Below are 19,262 nucleotides of genomic sequence, written 5' to 3' on the forward strand. Positions count from 1 at the left end.
TAATTTAAATGTTAAAACGTCAAATTAAATCCTAAAGAGAATATTTTAGCCAAAGGCATTCTCGAAATACTGTCATTTCCACTGTCACCACTCACTTCCGGATCGATACCGTTATATTTAGTAATGTTTAAAAGATTCTCAGCATTGATATAAACTCTTGATTGCTTTATGCCGATCTTTGACAATACGTTGGTTGGGAAGGTGTATCCAAACTCCAATAACTTAACCCGGAGATACGAGCCGTTTTCAACAAAATAAGTGGAAACCTTATTCGATTCATCGTTGGGATTAAGTATATTGATCTGGGGCAACTTTGCATTGGGGTTGCTAGGTGTCCAGGTGTCTAAAATTCTTGTGCTTTTATTCGAGTAGTCGCCCCAAAAGTCTGTTCCGGTCTGACCGCCTTTTGATCCCAAATAAATTTTGTTACCATAGGTTCCCTGTACAAACAGGTTCATATCAAAATTCTTATATTTCAACCTGGTATTTAATGAATATTCGAACTTTGGATGAGGGTTTCCGATATAGGTTCTGTCATTATCGTTAATTACACCATCGCTATTAACATCTCTGTACATCCACCTGCCGACAGCTATACCATTTTGTGTAGCATGTGCATCCACCTGGGCTTGATTTTGAAAGATGCCATCGATAATATAACCATAAAATGAATTTATCGGATGCCCTACATCAGTTCTTGAATTTGATCCGGAAATAAATTGATTTTGCGCAAGTTTTTTAACTTCATTCCTAAAACCAAATAAATTCACTCCGATATCATAGGAAAAGTCGTTGTTTTTTGATGCGTTACTATAGTTCGCACTAAATTCAAGCCCTACGTTTTGCATTTCACCAATATTTTCATAAGGTGATGTCGCCCTTCCTGCAGAAGCCGGGAAGGGTACTATTTGCAAAATACCAGAAGTGTATTTATTGAAATAGTCTAATGTGATGGTTAATTTATTCTTGAGGAAAGCAGCATCTATTCCGATGTTTGTTTGGCGCGTTGATTCCCATTTTATATTTGCATTACCTATGGTTTGCTTACTAATACCTTGAATTACACTATTTACCTGACCATCTATCGGATAGCTGCTATCACCTATATCTGTTCCATAAGTTGAAGCGAAAGCATAATTACCGATCTCCTGATTACCCGTCACGCCGTAGCTGGCTCTAAGTTTTAAATCGCTAAAGATGTTCTGATTGGACATAAACGATTCTTTGGATATTCTCCATGCAGCGCTTACTCCCGGAAAATTACCGTATTTATTACCTGGTCCGAAACGGGACGACCCATCGCGGCGGATAATAGCACTCACATATAACTTGTCGTTGTACTGATAGTTGACCCTTGAAAATAAAGAAAATAAGGAGTTGGCGCTTCCATTTTCCGTGTTATCTTTTTGGGTTTCCCCCGCGTCCAGATACCAATAATCAGGGTCTTCGACCTCAAAGCCACTCCTTGAAGCGCCAAGATAATTTCGCGTTGATGTAACGTATTCAGTACCTACAAGTACGTTCAGGCTGCTGTTATTTGAAAATGTTTTTGAATAAGTCAGCGTATTGTTCCACACAGCATCTAAATTGTGACCTCGGCCCACATTCAGGGAATTAACTAATACGTTTTTATCACCTTTATTCCAATAAGTTGTGGGCGAAAACGATTTGGTAAACCCGTTCTCTAAATTCGCGCCAGCTGTAGATTTGAATTTAAGGGATTTTAGGATGTTTATTTCCATAAACAAATTGCCCAAAACATTGATATCCTCATTATAGTTGTTTCTCTGATTATAAAGACCTGCTACAGGATTGACTATATCACCCACGCCGTTTGCTTTAGCACCTGCCCAATTTCCCATTACGTCACGAACGGGGATAATTGGCGCCATTAATACGGCTCCTCCGTCTGATGTCCCGCCTGTATATCTATAATAAACAGCGCTCATTGTCTCACCAAAAGTTACATATTTACCAGCGTTAAATTGCGAGTTAGCTCTTAATGAAACGCGTTTATAATCAGCCCATTTTAGCATTGCATCCTGAGCAACGTAGTTAGTACCGACAAAGTATTTGGATTCTTCACCGCCGCCCTGCGCACTCAAATCGAGGTTGGTAGTATTCGCTGGGCGATATACTTCTTTCGCCCAGTCAGTGCCAACTTTATTCGCCCGCATGTATTGATTTCCAGCCGTATTATAAGTGCTCAAATCAACTTGCGATGCAGAAGCTCCCGCCGGTAATATATAGTCCGGAATTACAGGGACGGCTCCGCTGCCATATTGGCTATGCGCCGGCTGTAATCCGGCATTTTTCATTGCATTCCATAGTACTTCACCGTACTGCTGGGTATTTAACGTCTTTGGCAGATTAGTCGGTACTTGTACACCTCTGTTAAGTTTTACACTAAACTCCGGTTTTCCCTTTTTTCCTTGCTTTGTTGTGATCAATATCACGCCGTTTCCTGCCCGTGCACCATAAATCGATGCAGAAGCCGGGACCATATCCGATGCCGACCTGAACCTATCGGTCAATAAGCTCGGGGCGCGGGCAGGCGTAGCACCGTTTACTAACGCGTTACTCGCTCCTCATCCTGGTTTAACCATATTAACCGAGATCCGCCGCGAACCTATCATTGAACTATATGGCGAGAATACCCGTTATGATGGCTTATTCCGCTGGGGAACTGCCGAAGCAGAATTGAACCTGAGAGCCGAAGGGTATGTGGTAACCACTGATTATTAATGCCCCGTAGTTACTAAGTGTAAAATATTATAACATTCACGTTACAATTGCATAGTTTTAGCATTAATTTCAAAAACCAATTTTAACCCTAATTTTAAGAAGCTGAATGTCCGGATATGATGGATATACTGATCAGGAATTGCTCTTTTTAGTAAGAAGAAGCGACAGAACGGCCTTTACTGAACTGTATGACAGGCATTGGAATACAGTATATTCTCAGGCATTTAGAAAGCTAAACGATGCTGATGTTGCAAAAGATATTACTCAGGAAGTGTTTATCTATCTATGGACCCATCGTGAAACGAATCTCATAGAAAATCTTGAAGCCTATTTGTTTAGCTGTGTCCGTAATAATATATTCAGGTTGTTGAAAAAAGAGAGCCGGTTTATTTGTATTTCCGATTTAATTCTGGAGGCAAGGGCATGTTGTTCCGAAGCAGATGCGCTGATATTACAAAAAGAATTGGTCGAATCCTACGAATTGCTGGTTAAATCCATGGCACCAGCTCAGAAATTAATATATGAAATGCGTTTTCACGAGGACTTGTCTACCCTTGAAATAGCCCAAAAACTCAATATTTCCCGAAAAACTGTGCAAAATCAACTGACAAGAGCTTTAACCCTGCTCAGAAGTTCCCTGGCGTCTATTGCCATTCTGATTATTTCGCATCGTTAATTACTAAAATTTTGTTTTTTTTGATGGCCTAATACGGCGAGTCAGTTTTCCCTATATGACGCTAAAAAAGTTCTTTTACCGAATTTTTTAGTGTAAGATGCTTATAATTGACACACTGCTTCAGCATCACAAAATCCTTATAACCAACCCAACACGAATAAATCACACCTGTAATAAAAAATATTTTTTTTCCTTGTGGGATTTTTCTCACTTAATGTCTCATGTATATACCAATATCAATAAACCAATGACAAAAGAGCTGTTTTTAGTAATTCTTACTAATTATCTTGACGGCAATGCCACCAAAGAAGAAGAAGACTTCCTGCATGCCTATTACAACTTTTTTATGGCCGATGTGGATGTGATTGCTTTATTGGATGAAAAGCAAAAGGACCGGTTAAAATCATCAATGAAATTGAATATCGATGATTATATAGATTCAGAAGTAAAACCGGTTAAAAAAATAAATATCTGGCCACGAATGGCTGCAGCCGCATCCATCATCTTAGCACTATCTTTTGGGAGCTATGTGTTGTTGCATAAACCGAAACCCCAACAAATGGCACATATTCAGCACAACGATATTGCGCCAATAGGTTATAAAGCAACACTTACCCTTTCCGGTGGCCGGCAGATAGTACTTGACGCGAAACATAACGGTCAGTTGGCCCAACAAAAAAATATGGTAATTAGCCAGGCCACTAACGGAATCGTTACTTATTCTGCAGACCAACAAAATAGCCCTGGCGATAATTCCCTTATTTACAACACAATGACCACCGGCGGGGGCCAATATTCGCTCCAGTTATCTGATGGCACCAAAGTATGGCTAAATTCCGCATCTTCCATAACTTATCCGGTTGCATTCACAGGTAAGGATAGAGAAGTAAAAATTACAGGCGAAGTGTATTTTGAAGTTGCCCATAATAAAGCTAAGCCGTTCTCGGTGACTACCAATGGCCAAACCGTTCAGGTGCTGGGCACGCACTTTAATATCAATGCGTACGATGATGAGGCGCAGATGAAAACCACGCTATTGGAGGGAAGTATCAAAATAAGTAAGGCCGGTCAGGCTACGCTGCTTACGCCGGGACAGGAAGCCCAAATCAGATTTGATTCAAACAATATTAAAATAAACAGTGGTGCAGATGTAGAACAAGCAATTGCCTGGAAAAATGGGTTATTTAGTTATGATCAGACCGACCTGAGAGAAGTTATGAGGCAGCTGGCGAGAGCATACGAAGTAAAAATTGAATATGAAGGGAAAATTCCACCGCGAACATTTACCGGAAAAATCCATCGAAATATCAGTGCTTCAGAGGCCCTTGATATTTTAAAGTTCACAAGAATAAACTTCAGGCTTGAGGATAAGAAAATTATTGTTACCCCATAAGGGCCTAATAAGATACTACTACCCAATAAACCAATTAATAAACCGATTAAACCAAAAAAATGAAAGAAACTTTACAAGAATGATTAATCAGGGGTTAAAAAAATAAGCCGGAAAGTGTTGGTCCACCGTCCGGCAAGTTTGAGTTAACCCTTTCTATCCGCCGGATAGCGGAAAGATAAAAACAAGTTAGAGTCTATTTTTTACGTATTAACCCAAACATTACAAAAGTATGAAATTAAATACTTTAAAACGTGGTGTGCCATCCCTATGGCTGCCACATAAATTGCTATTGATTATGAAGCTAACAACGTTCATCTTGATCATAGCCCTTGCACAGGTAAGTGCAAAAGGATTTGGACAGAGAATAACGCTGAACGAAAAGAACACTTCAGTTAAAAAGGTTTTACATGTCATTGAACAACAAAGTGGCTATACTTTTTTTTATGACACTAAAGATTTACCAAATACGCAAATCACAGTTCAGCTAAAGGATGCATCAGTAGAAGATGCAGTGAAGGCGAGTTTAAAGGACCTGCCTTTAACTTATAAGTTTGTTAAAAATAACATTGTCTTAACCAGGAAAGAGGTTTTGCCGGATAATCAACTGAAAGCAAATATTTTAATAAAGATAGATGTTTCCGGAAAGGTTGTAGATTCATTAGGCAGGCCATTAAGCGGCGCAACAGTTACCAATAAAACCGCTAACACCCATACGGGGGCCAACGCCAATGGTGAATTTGCAATAACGGCAAACGAGGGGGATAAAATAGAGATTGCATTTATCGGATATCAATCCTATGTATTCACTGCAAAGGCAAAAGAGCCATTTGTTGCCATTACCCTGCACGAAACTTTGGGTAAGCTTAACGAGGTAGTGGTTGTTGGTTATGGTACCCAGCGTAAGTCTGATGTAACCGGTTCCTTATCCAGCCTGTCATCCAAAGATTTTAAAGATCAGCCGGTGACCCGTATCGACCAGGCTTTACAGGGCAGGGTTGCCGGGGTGCAGGTGGTTAACAACTCCGGCGCGCCCGGTGGTGACGTTAAGATCAGGGTGCGGGGTTCTAATTCTATACTTGGGGATAACAATCCGCTTTACGTTATTGATGGTTTTATAGGCGGTGATTTTAACAACCTGAATCCTGATGACATCGCGAATATTGAAGTTTTGAAAGATGCCTCAAGCACAGCAATTTACGGCAGCAGGGGGGCAAACGGAGTTGTTTTAATAACCACCAAAAAAGGAAACGCGCAAAAACAGGAAATAACCCTTACGCCTGTTTTTTATTCATCAAAAGTTATTAAAAAAATGGATTTGATGAACGCGGCCGACTTTGCCACAACGGTAAATGCCCGCAATGCGGCCCTTGGTATTTCACCGTTCTTTACCCAGGCACAAATAGATAATTTTAAAACCACCGGCGGAACTAATTGGCAGGATTTGGTTTTCAGGAATGCATCCGGGCAGGAATATAAGTTAGGCTATTCGGGCGGCAATGCTAAAACACAATTCTTTATTTCGGGGGATTATCTTAACCAGGATGGTATTGTTATCAATTCAAACTTTAAACGGTACGCCCTCAGATCTAATATCAATACCCAATTTTCTGATAAATTAAGTACCCGGCTCAATATTTCGGCCATACGAAGAGAAACCCTGAATACAGGTAATCAGGGTACCGGCGGCTCTGTTAACCAGGCTTTGGCATGGGCGCCAACCACGCCTGTAAGAACCGCTGCCGGAACATATACTATTGTAGATCCGCTGGGTTCTATTCGTAGTAATCCGGTTGCTTTGGCAAATGATGCGGAAAACATCGTCGACAACTCCAATATAACCTTAAACGGAGGTGCAAATTACCACTTCTTTAAGGACCTTTCGTTGGATGTAAGCTTTGGTGTAGATTATCAGAATATTCAAGGAAAAAACTATTCGGGACCAACTATCACCAATAATATTCCAAACGCCAGCCGCACATCTACAGAATTGTTCAATTTGCAAAACACCAATACTTTAAATTATTCGCACCTGTTCAGCAATGTGCACCGCCTAAATGTAACCGCGGTATTTGAGCAGCAGAAATATACTTCAACAGGGTTTAGCGCTAATGCGAATAGCCTTACATTTGCTAACCTGGGCTATGATAACCTTGCCTTATCCACTACACAATCGGCAGGGTCGGCCTATTCAGGATCGGCTTTGATTTCTTATCTGGGCCGGGTAAACTATGCCTTCAAAGACAAATATTTGCTCACGGTTTCAGTCAGGAGAGATGGATCTTCAAAGTTTCAACCAGCCAACCAGCAAAGTACATTCCCATCAGTTGCTTTAGGTTGGAAACTTTCTGAAGAGTCGTTTATTAAAAACCTGAACATTTTTGACACATTCAAAATCAGGGGCAGCTGGGGCTTAACAGGAAGCCAGGCTATTAATCCTTATGCCACGCTTTCAACCTACCTTAGTGATGCTTTTTCGGCAGCTAACAGTTTTAACAATACATCGGTTTCTTCGGGTATTGTATTGGGTAACGCCGCCAACCCTTTCCTGAAATGGGAAACAACGCAGGCAGAAGACCTGGGTTTAGACTTGTCGCTGTTTAACAGCAGGTTAAATTTTACAGCTGATGCCTATGTTAAAAATACCAGGGATTTGCTTTTATCCCTTCCGTTGCCGGCTTATGCAGGTGGGGGAAACATTATTAGTAATGTAGGGAAAATGAAAAACAGCGGGCTTGAATTTAACATTGGAGGTACGCCTATACAATCGGGCAAGTTTACATGGTCCAGCTCATTTAATATAACGTTTCAAAAAAACCTGGTTAAAAGCTTAGGTACAATAGCCAGTGTATTTTCAGACAAAAGCGTACCAAACGCGGGGGCCGGCCTATCTACCCAGCCCGAATTTATAATTAAACCTGGTTATGCACTTGGCTCGTACTGGGGACTGAAATACCTGGGAACCTGGAAACCCAATGAAACAGCTGAAGCAGCAAAATACGGCAATAAGCCAGGCGATTCGCACTACCAGGATTTAAATGGCGACAACGCGATAAATGGTAGTGATTTTCAGATTATAGGGAACGGTACGCCTAAACAATCGCTGGGTTGGAATAATACTTTTACCTATGGTAATTTCTCTGTAAATGTATTTGTACAGTCTTTATTAGGTTTTAGTAAGCTGGATTACTCTTATGCCAGTTCTATAACCGCTAATGCAGATGCTAAGCAAGCTACAAATGTAGGGGTTTTGGACAGGTATCAGCCCGGCACTAATGAAAGCTCAAACATACCAGCATTCAGCTCTACCAATAAGGACTATTTCGAATCAAGCCGTTTTTTGGAGAACGGAAATTTTGTGAGGCTGAAGAACCTGAATATTTCTTATCACCTGCCAAAAGGAACCATCAAAAATGTTGATCTAAAGCTATTTGTAGGTGCAACCAACCTATTTACCATAACCAGGTATAAAGGATTTGATCCGGAGTCTACTAATGCGGGTTCGGGCTCAGATGTTACCCAAAGCATTGATTTTGGCTCTTATCCTAATTCGAAGACATTTAACGTAGGTGCGGTATTGAAGTTTTAAACTTATTGAAAAGATAAATTATGAAAAAGATTTTAATTGTATTAATGATCCTATCGGTGGTGGGCTGTAAAAAAGCGCTGAATGAAGACCCCAGAGGCCAGGTAGTAGGAACACAGGCATTAAGTACCGTGGCCGGTTTAAATGCAGCATTGGTAGGCGCTTATAAACCATTATCAACCACCTGGATAAACGGTTTTACTACCGCGGCGGTAGTTGCCGTGTTAATGGGATCCGATGACCTGACAACTCACCCGGCCAGCAACAAGGCCGACCTGAGAGAATTTGATCAATACCATATTTCCAACCTTAACGGCAGGATGCTCAATATTTGGAACGGATGTTACAAATCAATACAAGGCTCCAATAACATTATCAACAATTATAAATCAACCACAGGCGATGCTGCCGCTATCAGTCAAATCCTGGGCGAAGCTTATTACCTGCGTGCGCTTGATTATTATTGGCTTGTTAGGTTATGGGGAAAAATTCCGCTCATCACTTCAGAAGTTTATAGCCCGGAGATTTTAAAAGTTGGAACCTCAGCCCCGGCAGAAATATATAAACTGATAGAGAGCGACCTATTGAATGCTGAAAAACTGATGCAAAATAAAAAACTGGATGCCGGCAGGGCCTCAAAAGGTGCCGCATCAGCGCTGCTTGCAGACGTTTACCTTACAGAAGGCGGCTGGCCTGTTAATGATAATTCAAAATACGCGTTGGCTGCTGCTAAAGCCAAAGAAGTAATTGACAATAAAGCTGCCTACGGTTTCGATTTGGTAGCCGATATAGGCACATTATGGCAGAATACCCGGTTAGGGACAACAACATCCGAAGAGGTTTTTGCCATTCATAATTGCGGTACCTGTAACTGGTTTAATTCAAATGCACTTTATGGCTCTTCTGCAATGCCTGGCGAAGAAAACGGCTGGGATGATTTTTTTGCAGAAATCAAATTTTTTGTTGATTTCCCCGCCGGGCCAAGAAAGGATGCCACCTTCCATACGGTTATTAAAAAGTCTGATGGTACAACCATACCATGGCAGAGCGATGCGGTAAAACACCCTTATTATGAGAAGTTCAGGGCTCCTGTTGAGGGCAGTACCGACGGCTCAAGTGCTACCGTTCAAATGATGCGGTATGCACATGTTTTACTGATATATGCCGAAGCACAAGTCAGGAGCGGTGCTGCTAATGACCAGGCTTACGCAAGTGTTAACGCCATACGTTTACGTGCTGGCTTAACCCCTTTGAGTGGTTTATCAAGTGCCGATTTTGTAAAAGCAGTAATTAGTGAAAGGGCCTGGGAATTTGCGGGTGAATATACCAGGTGGTTTGATATAACCCGTTTGCAGCTGCTAACCCAGGTTATTGCAAACCGCGACCCGTCAGAAAACGCTCCGATTGGAACGCCCCAGTACTATTTGCCTATCCCATCCGGCGATTTGCAGTTAAACCCTAATTTGGGGAATTAATAATCCGTAAACACTAAATTTTCTAACCCACTCTGATTATTAGTGCTATAAGGGAAGTAAAAAGTTTAGCATGATTTTGATTGGAATCGCCGCCCTGGCGATTCCAATTTTTTGCCCGGCGCAGCCGCCTGTCAACATAAACGATCCTCAGTTAAAAAAAAGTAATTCAAAAGAAGATTTAGCATGTATGCTAATTGCATGCTCCAATAAAAGATAAAACAATGACGAAAATATTTATGACGACAATGTCGCTAATAATGATGTTGTTATCTCCCTTTCGGGGAGAGGCACAGTCACCTGTATTGGCGCGGCCTACTTCCCGGCAACTTGAATTTCAGGATCTTGAACTAGGAGTTTTTATTCATTACAGTATTGACACTTATGCCGCTCCCGGTGCGCCGCAGGGCAGTACGCCGGCATCAGCATTTAACCCAACTGTGCTGAACCCGGAGCAATGGGTGCTGGCCGCTAAAGCAATGGGTGCAACCTATATGGTGCTTACAGCCAGGCATGAACAAGGCTTTTGTTTGTGGCCTACAAAAACTACAAACTACAGCATCGCATCGAGTCCTTACAAAAACGGTAAAGGCGATATCGTAAGAGAGTTTGTAAACGCATGCCGGAAACACGGTCTGAAAGCAGGTTTGTACACCGCACCGTGGATAGATTCGCATTGGGAAGCTGGCCAGGCAGGGCATAAAGATGGCGAAACCGGAAGATTAGACAAACTTGATGATCCGGAACTTTATGAAAAGGCCCTGCAGAAAGAGAAAGCACAGATAAAGGAATTGATGACCAACTACGGCCCTCTTGCTTTTATCTGGGACGATCATTTTGGCCGTTCAGATGCGATCGATTCTGTACCTCATGGTGGTAAATTAAGAGCGTTTTATGCAGCGTTGACCAAATATGCGCATGAGCTTCAACCTAAATGCCTTTTTTTAGGGCCGGATATAGAACATGTTGGTAATGAGAATGGTAAAGCCAGTTACCCGCTTTGGAACGCATTGAACACTATTGACGGAGCGAGGTACTCAGTTAGTACAACATACAAATGGGATCATTTTAATACTGGTGAACCATTGGGCAAATTCTACCGGCCGCAAATAGCCCCAACTACCGTTGCCTTTAGTACCGGTGGCTGGATGTGGGATGGGCCGCGTAAAACTCAGTCGCTCGCAAGGCGTATGCGAGCTTACTATGAAACCATCGGGCGTGGATCTGGCATGATCGTGAACCTGACTCCTGATCGACGTGGGTTGATTCCTGACGACCTTGTTGCGGCGGCTAAGGAAACGGGTAATGAAATTAAGCGTAGATTTAGTAATCCGATTGCTGCATCTGATTCAAAATCGCCCGTACAAACCCTGAAATTTAACGGATCAAAAATATTTGACCATGTGGTTACGATGGAAGATCTGCATGATGGGCAAAAGATCACTAACTATACTATTGAAGCGCAAATTGATGGTAAGTGGAAGATTATTGCAGAAGGAAAAACCATAGGGCATAAGCGGATAGACCAGTTTGCTAAGGTTTCGGCCACGGCGGTGCGGTTTACAGTTACCCGTTCTATTGTTAAACCGGCAGTGATGCGCAGTATAGCTGTTTTTTAGCGCAGATGTCGGGTGCCGGGTCAAAACTGAAGAGTGCCCGATAGCCGACAAAATTTATCGATTGGCAACTATAGTCAATGCATTTCAAATCGAAAATAACATTTAATGAATACTTGACAGGCATATTTACAACTAACCAATTTTAATCATGAAAAAGCCGGTACTTGCATATAGATAAGGGGAAAAGGCTATGCCTTTAAAAGCAATACTAATTATGAAAAGAATTTTTTTACAGTTTGAACTTATGCGACGCAATTATACAATAATGAGAAAAGCCGCCTTTTATTTGTTTGTAGTTTTAGGGGGATGCTATTTTACTGGTTATGCACAGGTTATTGAAAGCTCGAAAACAAGGCAAATTATTGGTGTTACAGATAATTTACCTGTTTTACCACCGCTATCTCCAATGCCGGCAGCACCAAAACCATTGCCGGCAGGATCAGTGCCTATGGGGGATACCGCCGGTGTTATGGAAGTAAAGATGGATTTCCCAATGGCAGAAGGTCCATTTAAACCCACATGGAATTCTATAAGCCAAAACTCTAAAAGCTGTCCGGAATGGCTTAGGGAAGCCAAGTTTGGTATTTGGGTGCATTTTGGACCACAAGCTTCGGGGATGAGTGGTGATTGGTACGCACGTAAAATGTACATCGAAGGCAGTTTGGCTTACAATAATCATTTAAAAAAATATGGACACCCAACAGATTCGGGATATAAGGAAGTTTTGAGAGACTGGAATCCTGAAAAACTTAACCCGGCCTGGTATGTAAAGCTTTATCATGATATAGGCGCCCGCTTTATGTTAATACAGGCCGTTCATCATGATAACTTTGATTTATGGAATTCAGCCTATCAACCCTGGAACTCGGTTAACATGGGTCCCAAAAAAGATTTATTGGGCGAATGGGCAAGTGCTGTAAAAAAAGCGGGCATGCATTATGGGGTTGCTTTTCATCATGAATATACCTGGTGGTGGTGGCAAACCGCGTTCGGTAGCGATAAGCAGGGGCCAAAGGCCGGAATACCCTATGACGGTGCACTTAGCCTTGCCGATGGTAAAGGCAAATGGTGGGAGGGATTTGATCCGAAATTACTATATGGTATCAATTTGAGAGAATATAAAGGTATGGATGAATTTGAGTACAACCTGCCCAAAGGGATTTTTGATCGCCATTTAGATTATGCACATTGGTATGTTAACAGATGGGCCCTGCGCATGCTTGATGTTATAAGTAAGTACGATCCGGATTTTATTTATACGGACGGAAACAGCTCGCAGCCATTTAGCGGCTGGAACTCCGGCACGGGTTACAAAAGTGATGCTGATCAGCGGGTGATAGCTTCATACTATAACCATGCTTTAGCAAAGCATGGAAAGTTAGATGTGTTTAGCATTACCAAATTTCGTCCGGCGGGTGAAAATGGCATTGTTACCACCTTTGAGGGTAATTATCCGCTTAACATAAAAACCGACCAGGCATGGATAGGCGAAAATGCAGTTGGCGATTGGTTTTATGCACCTGATTTTACGTATGATTCCGGCTCTATTATACACTTTTTGTTAGAATGTGTTTCAAGAGATGGCGCTTATGCAGTTAATATTCCTATTAAACCCGATGGTTCACTTGAACCAGCCTGCCTGAAAATGCTGCATGAAGTGGGCGATTGGATGAAAATAAATGGCCCGGCAATTTATGGAAGTAAGGCCTGGGTGATACCAGGGGAAGGTAGGGAAGGTAAAATGCGTAATTTACCTACAGGCGCTTTGGGTAAAAATCAGGCAAACTTTACATTTGGTATCGAAGACCTTCGTTTTACCCAGGGTAAAGATGGTAGCCTGTACGTTTTTTGCATGACGGTACCCAAAAAAGGCACTCAAATTATAATTACATCCTTAGGGAAAAGTAGTAAATATTCAAAACAGTCTGTATCTTCAATAAAATTATTGGGATATAAGGGTAATATAATGGGATATAAGGGTAATATAAAATGGACACAAGGGGCAAACGGTATACACATTATACTTCCAGATATGGTATCTTTTAAAACTGCGCTTTGTTTTAAAGTGTATCGGCAGCCCGTACCTCGTCAACATGGACACTGACATTCAGAGGTATTCAAGCTAAAAGCACTTAAACAGTCGGGTGATGCTTTGCCGGTTAATTCATATTTAATTATAAAAAAATAAAAAGCTCATATCAATTGACCATATATTCTATATAATAAAACACATCCCACTTATCACATTACTAATAACTAATAGTTATAAAAAGTTTAGCCCTTGCCAGCACGAACAAGCCCATTGCGGATACGCTTGCACATGGCAGTGTATTACTTGATGCTAATGGTAAACCCATTAATGCCCATGGCCCGGGTGTAATGTATCATCAAGGCGTCTATTACCTTTTTGGTGAAATAAAAAATGGGAAAACCTGGCTTGTACCCGGCCATTCCGCCAAAAAGAGCTGCAAGGCTTCGTAAAACGCTTAAATCACTGGTTTAAGCATTTTTTTGCTCAAAAAATCGCGTAACTACTCAGGCTTTGGGGCTCAGTCAGAAAAGTTGGAGGGACTTAAAACCCCAAAAGCCTCTAAATCATACGATTTAAAGGCTTTTGCACATTTTTTAAATGCTTTTGGCGGAATGGACGGGACTCGAACCCGCGACCTCCTGCGTGACAGGCAGGCATTCTAACCAGCTGAACTACCACTCCGTTTGGGTCTGCAAATATACGCACCATTTTGGTTTACACAAGTGGTTTTTTAAAAAACCTTGGTTTAATGCATTTTATTCCACCGACCTATTGTTTATCAATGTTAAGTGCGGCGTTTTGAAAAGCCATAACCAACTCTATATCAAAGTTAAAGATATTGATTACGGCCTCTCTCTTTTAAAAAGTTTCTTAAAATTTATTTTTTTTATTTTACTTCAAAGCTGAAATATTGGGCGGCGGCATCACCATCTTCGCTTATTCCTTGTACCGAAACAGCATATTTCCCCTTCTGATCCGACGTATAAAATGATAATTGGCCCTTGCCCGTTGTATTTGTATTTACATCTGCCGACCAAAATAACAGGTTTCTGAAATCAGGCACACGACTACCAGCAGCCTTTTCGGTATCATAAACCGGCGAATAAAACTCGCGCTTTAACTGCAGTCCTTCATAATCCAAAACTACCGCGTGTGGGTCTATTTCAACGCCGCCAAGGTCTCCTTTGTATGTGGTAAAGCTAAATACTCCTTCGTTAACCGTTGGCCCGTAAAAATACCTGTCCCGTATTACTTCAAGCTTTCTTACTTTCAAAGGGTCAATTGCCATAACCTTATCAATATTAAATACTGGTACATCATCCAGTAAAACAATCGGGTCGCCATCTAAAAATCCTTTTTCGTTTAGTACTTTAATGTGGTACCGTCCCCTTGAGCGTACTATATTGTCTTCCCGCACATATTCACGCAGCACTTCTTCCATCGTTGTAAACCTGGTGTAGTTATCCAATAAATAGGTTTTATACGGCCGTGCAAAAAAGCCGGAGCTATCTACACCCGGGTCATAAAAGCGCTTAATTTTATTAATAGCGTATAAATTTTGCACCTGCATGCCCAGGCTGTGTTCTTCCAAGGCCTTTTGCAACCCGGGGGCTACGCTAAATTGGGGTGCGGGGTATTTGCTGTATTGCTCTGAAAACGGGCTTAAAACATCTATACGATAGGTTGAATCTCTTTCGGAATTTGTTTGAGCAACCACTTCGCCGGGGCCAAACAATTGTTTAGTGTTAAATACCAGCCTGCCTAACGAGTCGCTTCTGGATGCATACAGCTGAACCCGTTTGCCCGGTACACTTAAATAAGCCACAATATTCTTTGCCGACATACCCGTTAGCGTGTTGGTTATCTTCGCGTTAATCAGATGATCGTTATACTCCGGTAAAAAACCAAATGCAGGGGATGTATTATTTACGATATTGTTCCATTGAAACCGGCGCCAGCCCTGAGAAAGCATCAGGTTATCCATGGCAGCATCAGACCCGGCGTTTTGATTTTGGAAATAATAACCTGCCGATTCGATATTGCCCTTCAAATCCGATCGCAGCCACAGGTAGTTAAAGATATCATCAGTATCCATTTGCTGTAACGAATCTACCCGGTAAACAGAAAGAGACAAATTGGCCGATACCGCGGCGCCCTTTAGCCCCTTCGTGGCTACGTTAATATTCACTTTTTTACGCGTGGCGTATTGCGACTGATCGGCAGCAGCATCTATTTGCAATAGTTGTTTAACCCGCTTAAAATAAAGCCGCTCGCATACCGGCTGCCTGGCGCTGTTAAAAACAGTTATGTGCGATACGCCTTCGCCCAGTTTGTTTTTATCGATGCTAAACGTAGCCGCACCCGAATTAAGCGGGGAGCTTAAGGCTGCTTTAACCAATTGCCTTGTATGTGCAAAAAGAAACACCTCGCCATCGCCGTTATTGCTGTTTACTGTAACCTCTAAGCTGGCCCCATTATCCTTCAACTGCATTACATAGCCCCGGTTATTGGCCATAGGTAGTTCTTTAATAACCTTACTACCCTGGTTGGTTTTAATAATAGCCTTGTAGCTGTTATTTGCCGCCGGTGTAAATGTAAAACTGCCAATACCAAACATTAACGGCTGAAAGCGCGCCACCGTATCGTTATGCTGATCAATTACAGCGCCACGGTATACTGCCAGGCCGTTGCCGTTTGGCGCCGTAACTTTAAAGGCTACTTTACTGCTTAAACCGGCCACAAGATTGCCTCCTTCTGGGAAAAACTGCACATCGTAAACAGCCGTCATTTCTTTGGCAGGGGCATCCGGCGACTTCAACGGGTTTATAATGGTGAGGTTTTTTTCAAAATAATAATCGGGACTAAAGTTTTTCATCCAATTGGTATACGCCCGCAGCGTATAATTCCCATTGCTTACCGATACAGGAATGTATAACGAACCGCTACCTGTGCCATAATTCATGGCTATTTTGGCCTGCATAACGGCATTGTGGCCATTATCAATCACATCAACATAAACCACCTTGCTCAGGTTCAATAACTGATGAAACGAGGCATCAACGCTATAAATTTTAAACCAGATAATCTCGCCGGGCAGGTATACACTTTTATCGGTATGTACATATACTTTTTCCTGCACATTACGCTGCCGGTATTGGTTAAAGCTGTTTTTTACCTGCTCAATTCCCTGCGTAAAGCCTGTTGTTTGTGCAAGCAACAAAATCAGAACCGACGAAATTATACACTTAGTAGTTTTATTATATTTTCCCATAGCTAAAAGCTGGTTTGTTTAATAATTTATGTGAGCGGCTCATTGCCGTTGTTGTTCTTTTTTGCATTATGGCTTCCAAAACGGCGGAGCTAATGATTTACCCCTTATCCTGCAATCGGTACATTCAAGAGTTGAATAAATATATCCGATTATTGTATTCTGATATATGATTGGCGAAATTGGGATACCACCGCCTTCAATTATGCGTGTTTTCACTTCGTTCTGCATAGTTTTCTCGTTATATATAAGGGCGGTATCTGCCTCACAGTAGTATGGATATTTAGGATACCATTCTAACGGCAACTGTCTATTATCAATAAAAATACGCTTACGCTGAACGTTTGTAATGGTTACAAATCCAATAACCGGCTCGGCAGGGTTAGATATACTATGAATATTGCCCTGCAACTGCGATGGCTGGGCATCAAATATGCTCCCCAGCTGTTCGGTATTTTTGCGGATATTTTCCCAAAATTCATAAGCCTCTTTCGTTAAGGCGTACTGTCTTAATAAAATGGAGTACCGCACAGAAATTTTTTCGTTGGTAGACAGAATAGTTGTTACGGGCGCCTGGAATATTACATCTGAGCTCAGCTTGGCCGATGACGCTATCACTGTATTACTTGATATATCGCCGGTAAAACAATAATACGCGGCTTCATTCTCTGTTCTGCTCCTTATTCCTTTGGTTACCGGGTCTACAAGAAAACCGGATCCGTATTTGGCATGAAACTTCCATGCTTCGGTGTAATCCCAACGGTAATAGCGCGTACTATTAGTTGCATCATGGGTATTAACATAAATATTCAGGTTGTTGCCCTTGGGCGCAAAGCCAATGCTATCAATAGGGGGCGTTTTTTTAACACCAACATAATCCGAAGCGTACTCCTTGCCATCGCCTGCTATATGCAGCCTGTATTTTTTTGACTGGTCAAGGATTAACGGCGTTGCCGAAGCATATTGCCCGTCTCGTCCGGATATTGGCTGTAATGTAGTAACAGGCGCCCCTGATGCGTCCTGAATGGTTACCGTGTAACCGGCCAGGCCCGATGTTTTTACATCATCGCCAAGGTTTACCGTTTGGCTTAGCTTAATAACTGTAACACTGTCACCAACATCAATTACTCCTTCTACCACCAGGTAGTGGTTTGGGCTGCTTACCACGGATGGATTATATGGCTTTTTACACCCTCCTGCTATTCCACAAAGCATCGCCAAAAACCAGATATATTTACGGTTAATCATTTTATTGTTAATTATTTCCAAAATGGCGGAGGCAATGATTTTCCTCTTATCCTGCAATCGGTACATTCAATTGTCGAATAAATATATCCAACCACGGTATTCATGTTTACGATTGACGAAATTGGAATGCCATTTCCGTTAATTATAATTGACGCCACCTCATTCTGCATAGTTTTCGGATTATTTAAAAGTGCTGTGTCTGCCTCACAGTTATATGGATAAACAGGATACCACGCTACCGGCAACTGACTGTTATCGATAAAAACGCGCTTCCGCTGAACGTTTGTGATGGTTACAAATCCAATAACCGGTTCGGCAGGATTAGATATACAATGAATATTACCCTGCAACTGCGAAGGTTGGGCATCAAATATACTCCCCAGCTGTTCCGTGTTTTTTCGTATGTTTTCCCAAAACTCATAGGCCTCTTTTGTTAAGCCATACTGCCTCAATAAAATGGAGTACCGCACAGAAAGCTTTTCGTTGGTAGACACAATAGTTGTTACCGGCGCCTGGAATATCACATCTGAGGTCAGCTTGGCCGATGACGCTATCACTGTATTACTTGATATATCGCCGGTGTAACAATAGTACGATGCTTCATCCTGCTTCCTGTTCCTTATTGCTTTTGTAACGGGATCAACAATAAGGCCCGATTCATATCTGGCATGAAACTTCCATGCTTCTGTATAATCCCAGCGATAGTACCGTGTACTATTTGTTGCATCATGGCTATTAACATATATACTCAGGTTGTTGCCTTTGGGCACAAAACCAACGCTGTCAATGGCAGGTGTCTTTTTCACAGCTATATAATCTGAAGCATATTCCTTACCGTTGCCCGATATATGCAACCTGTATTTTTTTGACTGATCAAGGCTTAACGGCCCTGCCGATGTATATTTTCCGTTCTGCCCGGGTATCGGCTGCAATTGGGCATTGGCAGCACCTGCTTCATCCTCGATAGTTACCGTATAGCCGGCCTGGCCAGATGTTTTTACATTATCGCCCAGGTTCACGGTTTCGCTTAGTTTAATAACCGTAACACTGTCACCAACATCAATTACTCCTTCTACCACCAGGTAATGGTTGGGGCTGCTTATAACCGTCGGATTATATGGTTTTTTACACCCTATGATAATCCCGCCCAGTACAATTAAATATGTTATATATCTATTTTTTATCATTCTCATTACTTATAAAACTCCGCCCAGCTGCCTATTTAT

The 19,262-nt window shown here is 41.8% G+C and carries 11 protein-coding genes and 1 tRNA gene; 7 read left to right on the forward strand and 5 right to left on the reverse strand.

Annotated elements, in window-relative coordinates:
* Positions 1-11: 11 nt before the first annotated feature.
* The gene (locus AC1DXF_RS02400) at positions 12-2,504 is read right to left on the reverse strand and encodes a SusC/RagA family TonB-linked outer membrane protein (RefSeq protein ID WP_477445744.1); all 2,493 of its coding nucleotides are present in this window, start codon (positions 2,502-2,504) and stop codon (positions 12-14) included.
* Between the two features lie 13 nt (positions 2,505-2,517).
* On the opposite strand from AC1DXF_RS02400, the gene AC1DXF_RS02405 reads away from it, so the two are divergent.
* The 7 genes from AC1DXF_RS02405 (at position 2,518) to AC1DXF_RS02435 (ending at position 13,592) form a co-directional block, all read left to right on the forward strand.
* A complete protein-coding gene (locus tag AC1DXF_RS02405) occupies positions 2,518-2,745 on the forward strand; it encodes a RagB/SusD family nutrient uptake outer membrane protein (RefSeq protein WP_477446072.1) in 228 nt (75 codons plus the stop codon).
* Between the two features lie 106 nt (positions 2,746-2,851).
* Positions 2,852-3,421 carry an RNA polymerase sigma factor gene (locus tag AC1DXF_RS02410; protein ID WP_477445746.1) on the forward strand — a complete coding sequence of 190 codons (570 nt, stop codon included), beginning with the start codon at positions 2,852-2,854 and terminating at the stop codon, positions 3,419-3,421.
* Positions 3,422-3,668: 247 nt separating this feature from the next.
* Complete coding sequence (locus AC1DXF_RS02415) at positions 3,669-4,814, forward strand: FecR family protein (RefSeq protein WP_477445748.1); 1,146 nt, start codon at positions 3,669-3,671, stop codon at positions 4,812-4,814.
* Between the two features lie 229 nt (positions 4,815-5,043).
* Complete coding sequence (locus AC1DXF_RS02420) at positions 5,044-8,400, forward strand: TonB-dependent receptor (protein WP_477445750.1); 3,357 nt, start codon at positions 5,044-5,046, stop codon at positions 8,398-8,400.
* A 20-nt stretch (positions 8,401-8,420) separates the two neighbouring features.
* Positions 8,421-9,872, forward strand: coding sequence for a RagB/SusD family nutrient uptake outer membrane protein (locus AC1DXF_RS02425; RefSeq protein ID WP_477445752.1), 1,452 nt, complete (start codon positions 8,421-8,423; stop codon positions 9,870-9,872).
* Positions 9,873-10,093: 221 nt separating this feature from the next.
* Entirely contained in the window at positions 10,094-11,488 is a 1,395-nt protein-coding gene (locus AC1DXF_RS02430) for an alpha-L-fucosidase (protein WP_477445754.1), read from the forward strand.
* Between the two features lie 265 nt (positions 11,489-11,753).
* On the forward strand, positions 11,754-13,592 hold the full coding sequence (locus AC1DXF_RS02435) for an alpha-L-fucosidase (RefSeq protein ID WP_477445756.1): 1,839 nt from the start codon (positions 11,754-11,756) through the stop codon (positions 13,590-13,592).
* 532 nt (positions 13,593-14,124) lie between these two features.
* Here AC1DXF_RS02435 and AC1DXF_RS02440 read toward each other — a convergent pair.
* The 4 genes from AC1DXF_RS02440 to AC1DXF_RS02455 form a co-directional block, all read right to left on the reverse strand.
* A tRNA-Asp gene (locus AC1DXF_RS02440) sits at positions 14,125-14,201 on the reverse strand.
* Positions 14,202-14,406: 205 nt separating this feature from the next.
* A complete protein-coding gene (locus AC1DXF_RS02445) occupies positions 14,407-16,791 on the reverse strand; it encodes an MG2 domain-containing protein (RefSeq protein WP_477445758.1) in 2,385 nt (794 codons plus the stop codon).
* Positions 16,792-16,857: 66 nt separating this feature from the next.
* Positions 16,858-18,036, reverse strand: coding sequence for a DUF4249 domain-containing protein (locus AC1DXF_RS02450; RefSeq protein WP_477445760.1), 1,179 nt, complete (start codon positions 18,034-18,036; stop codon positions 16,858-16,860).
* Positions 18,037-18,047: 11 nt separating this feature from the next.
* Positions 18,048-19,223 (reverse strand): DUF4249 domain-containing protein, encoded by a 1,176-nt coding sequence (locus tag AC1DXF_RS02455; protein ID WP_477445762.1) that lies wholly within the window; start codon positions 19,221-19,223, stop codon positions 18,048-18,050.
* Positions 19,224-19,262 lie beyond the last annotated feature (39 nt).

It is taken from the genome of Mucilaginibacter sp. P2_A5, from assembly GCF_056404995.1.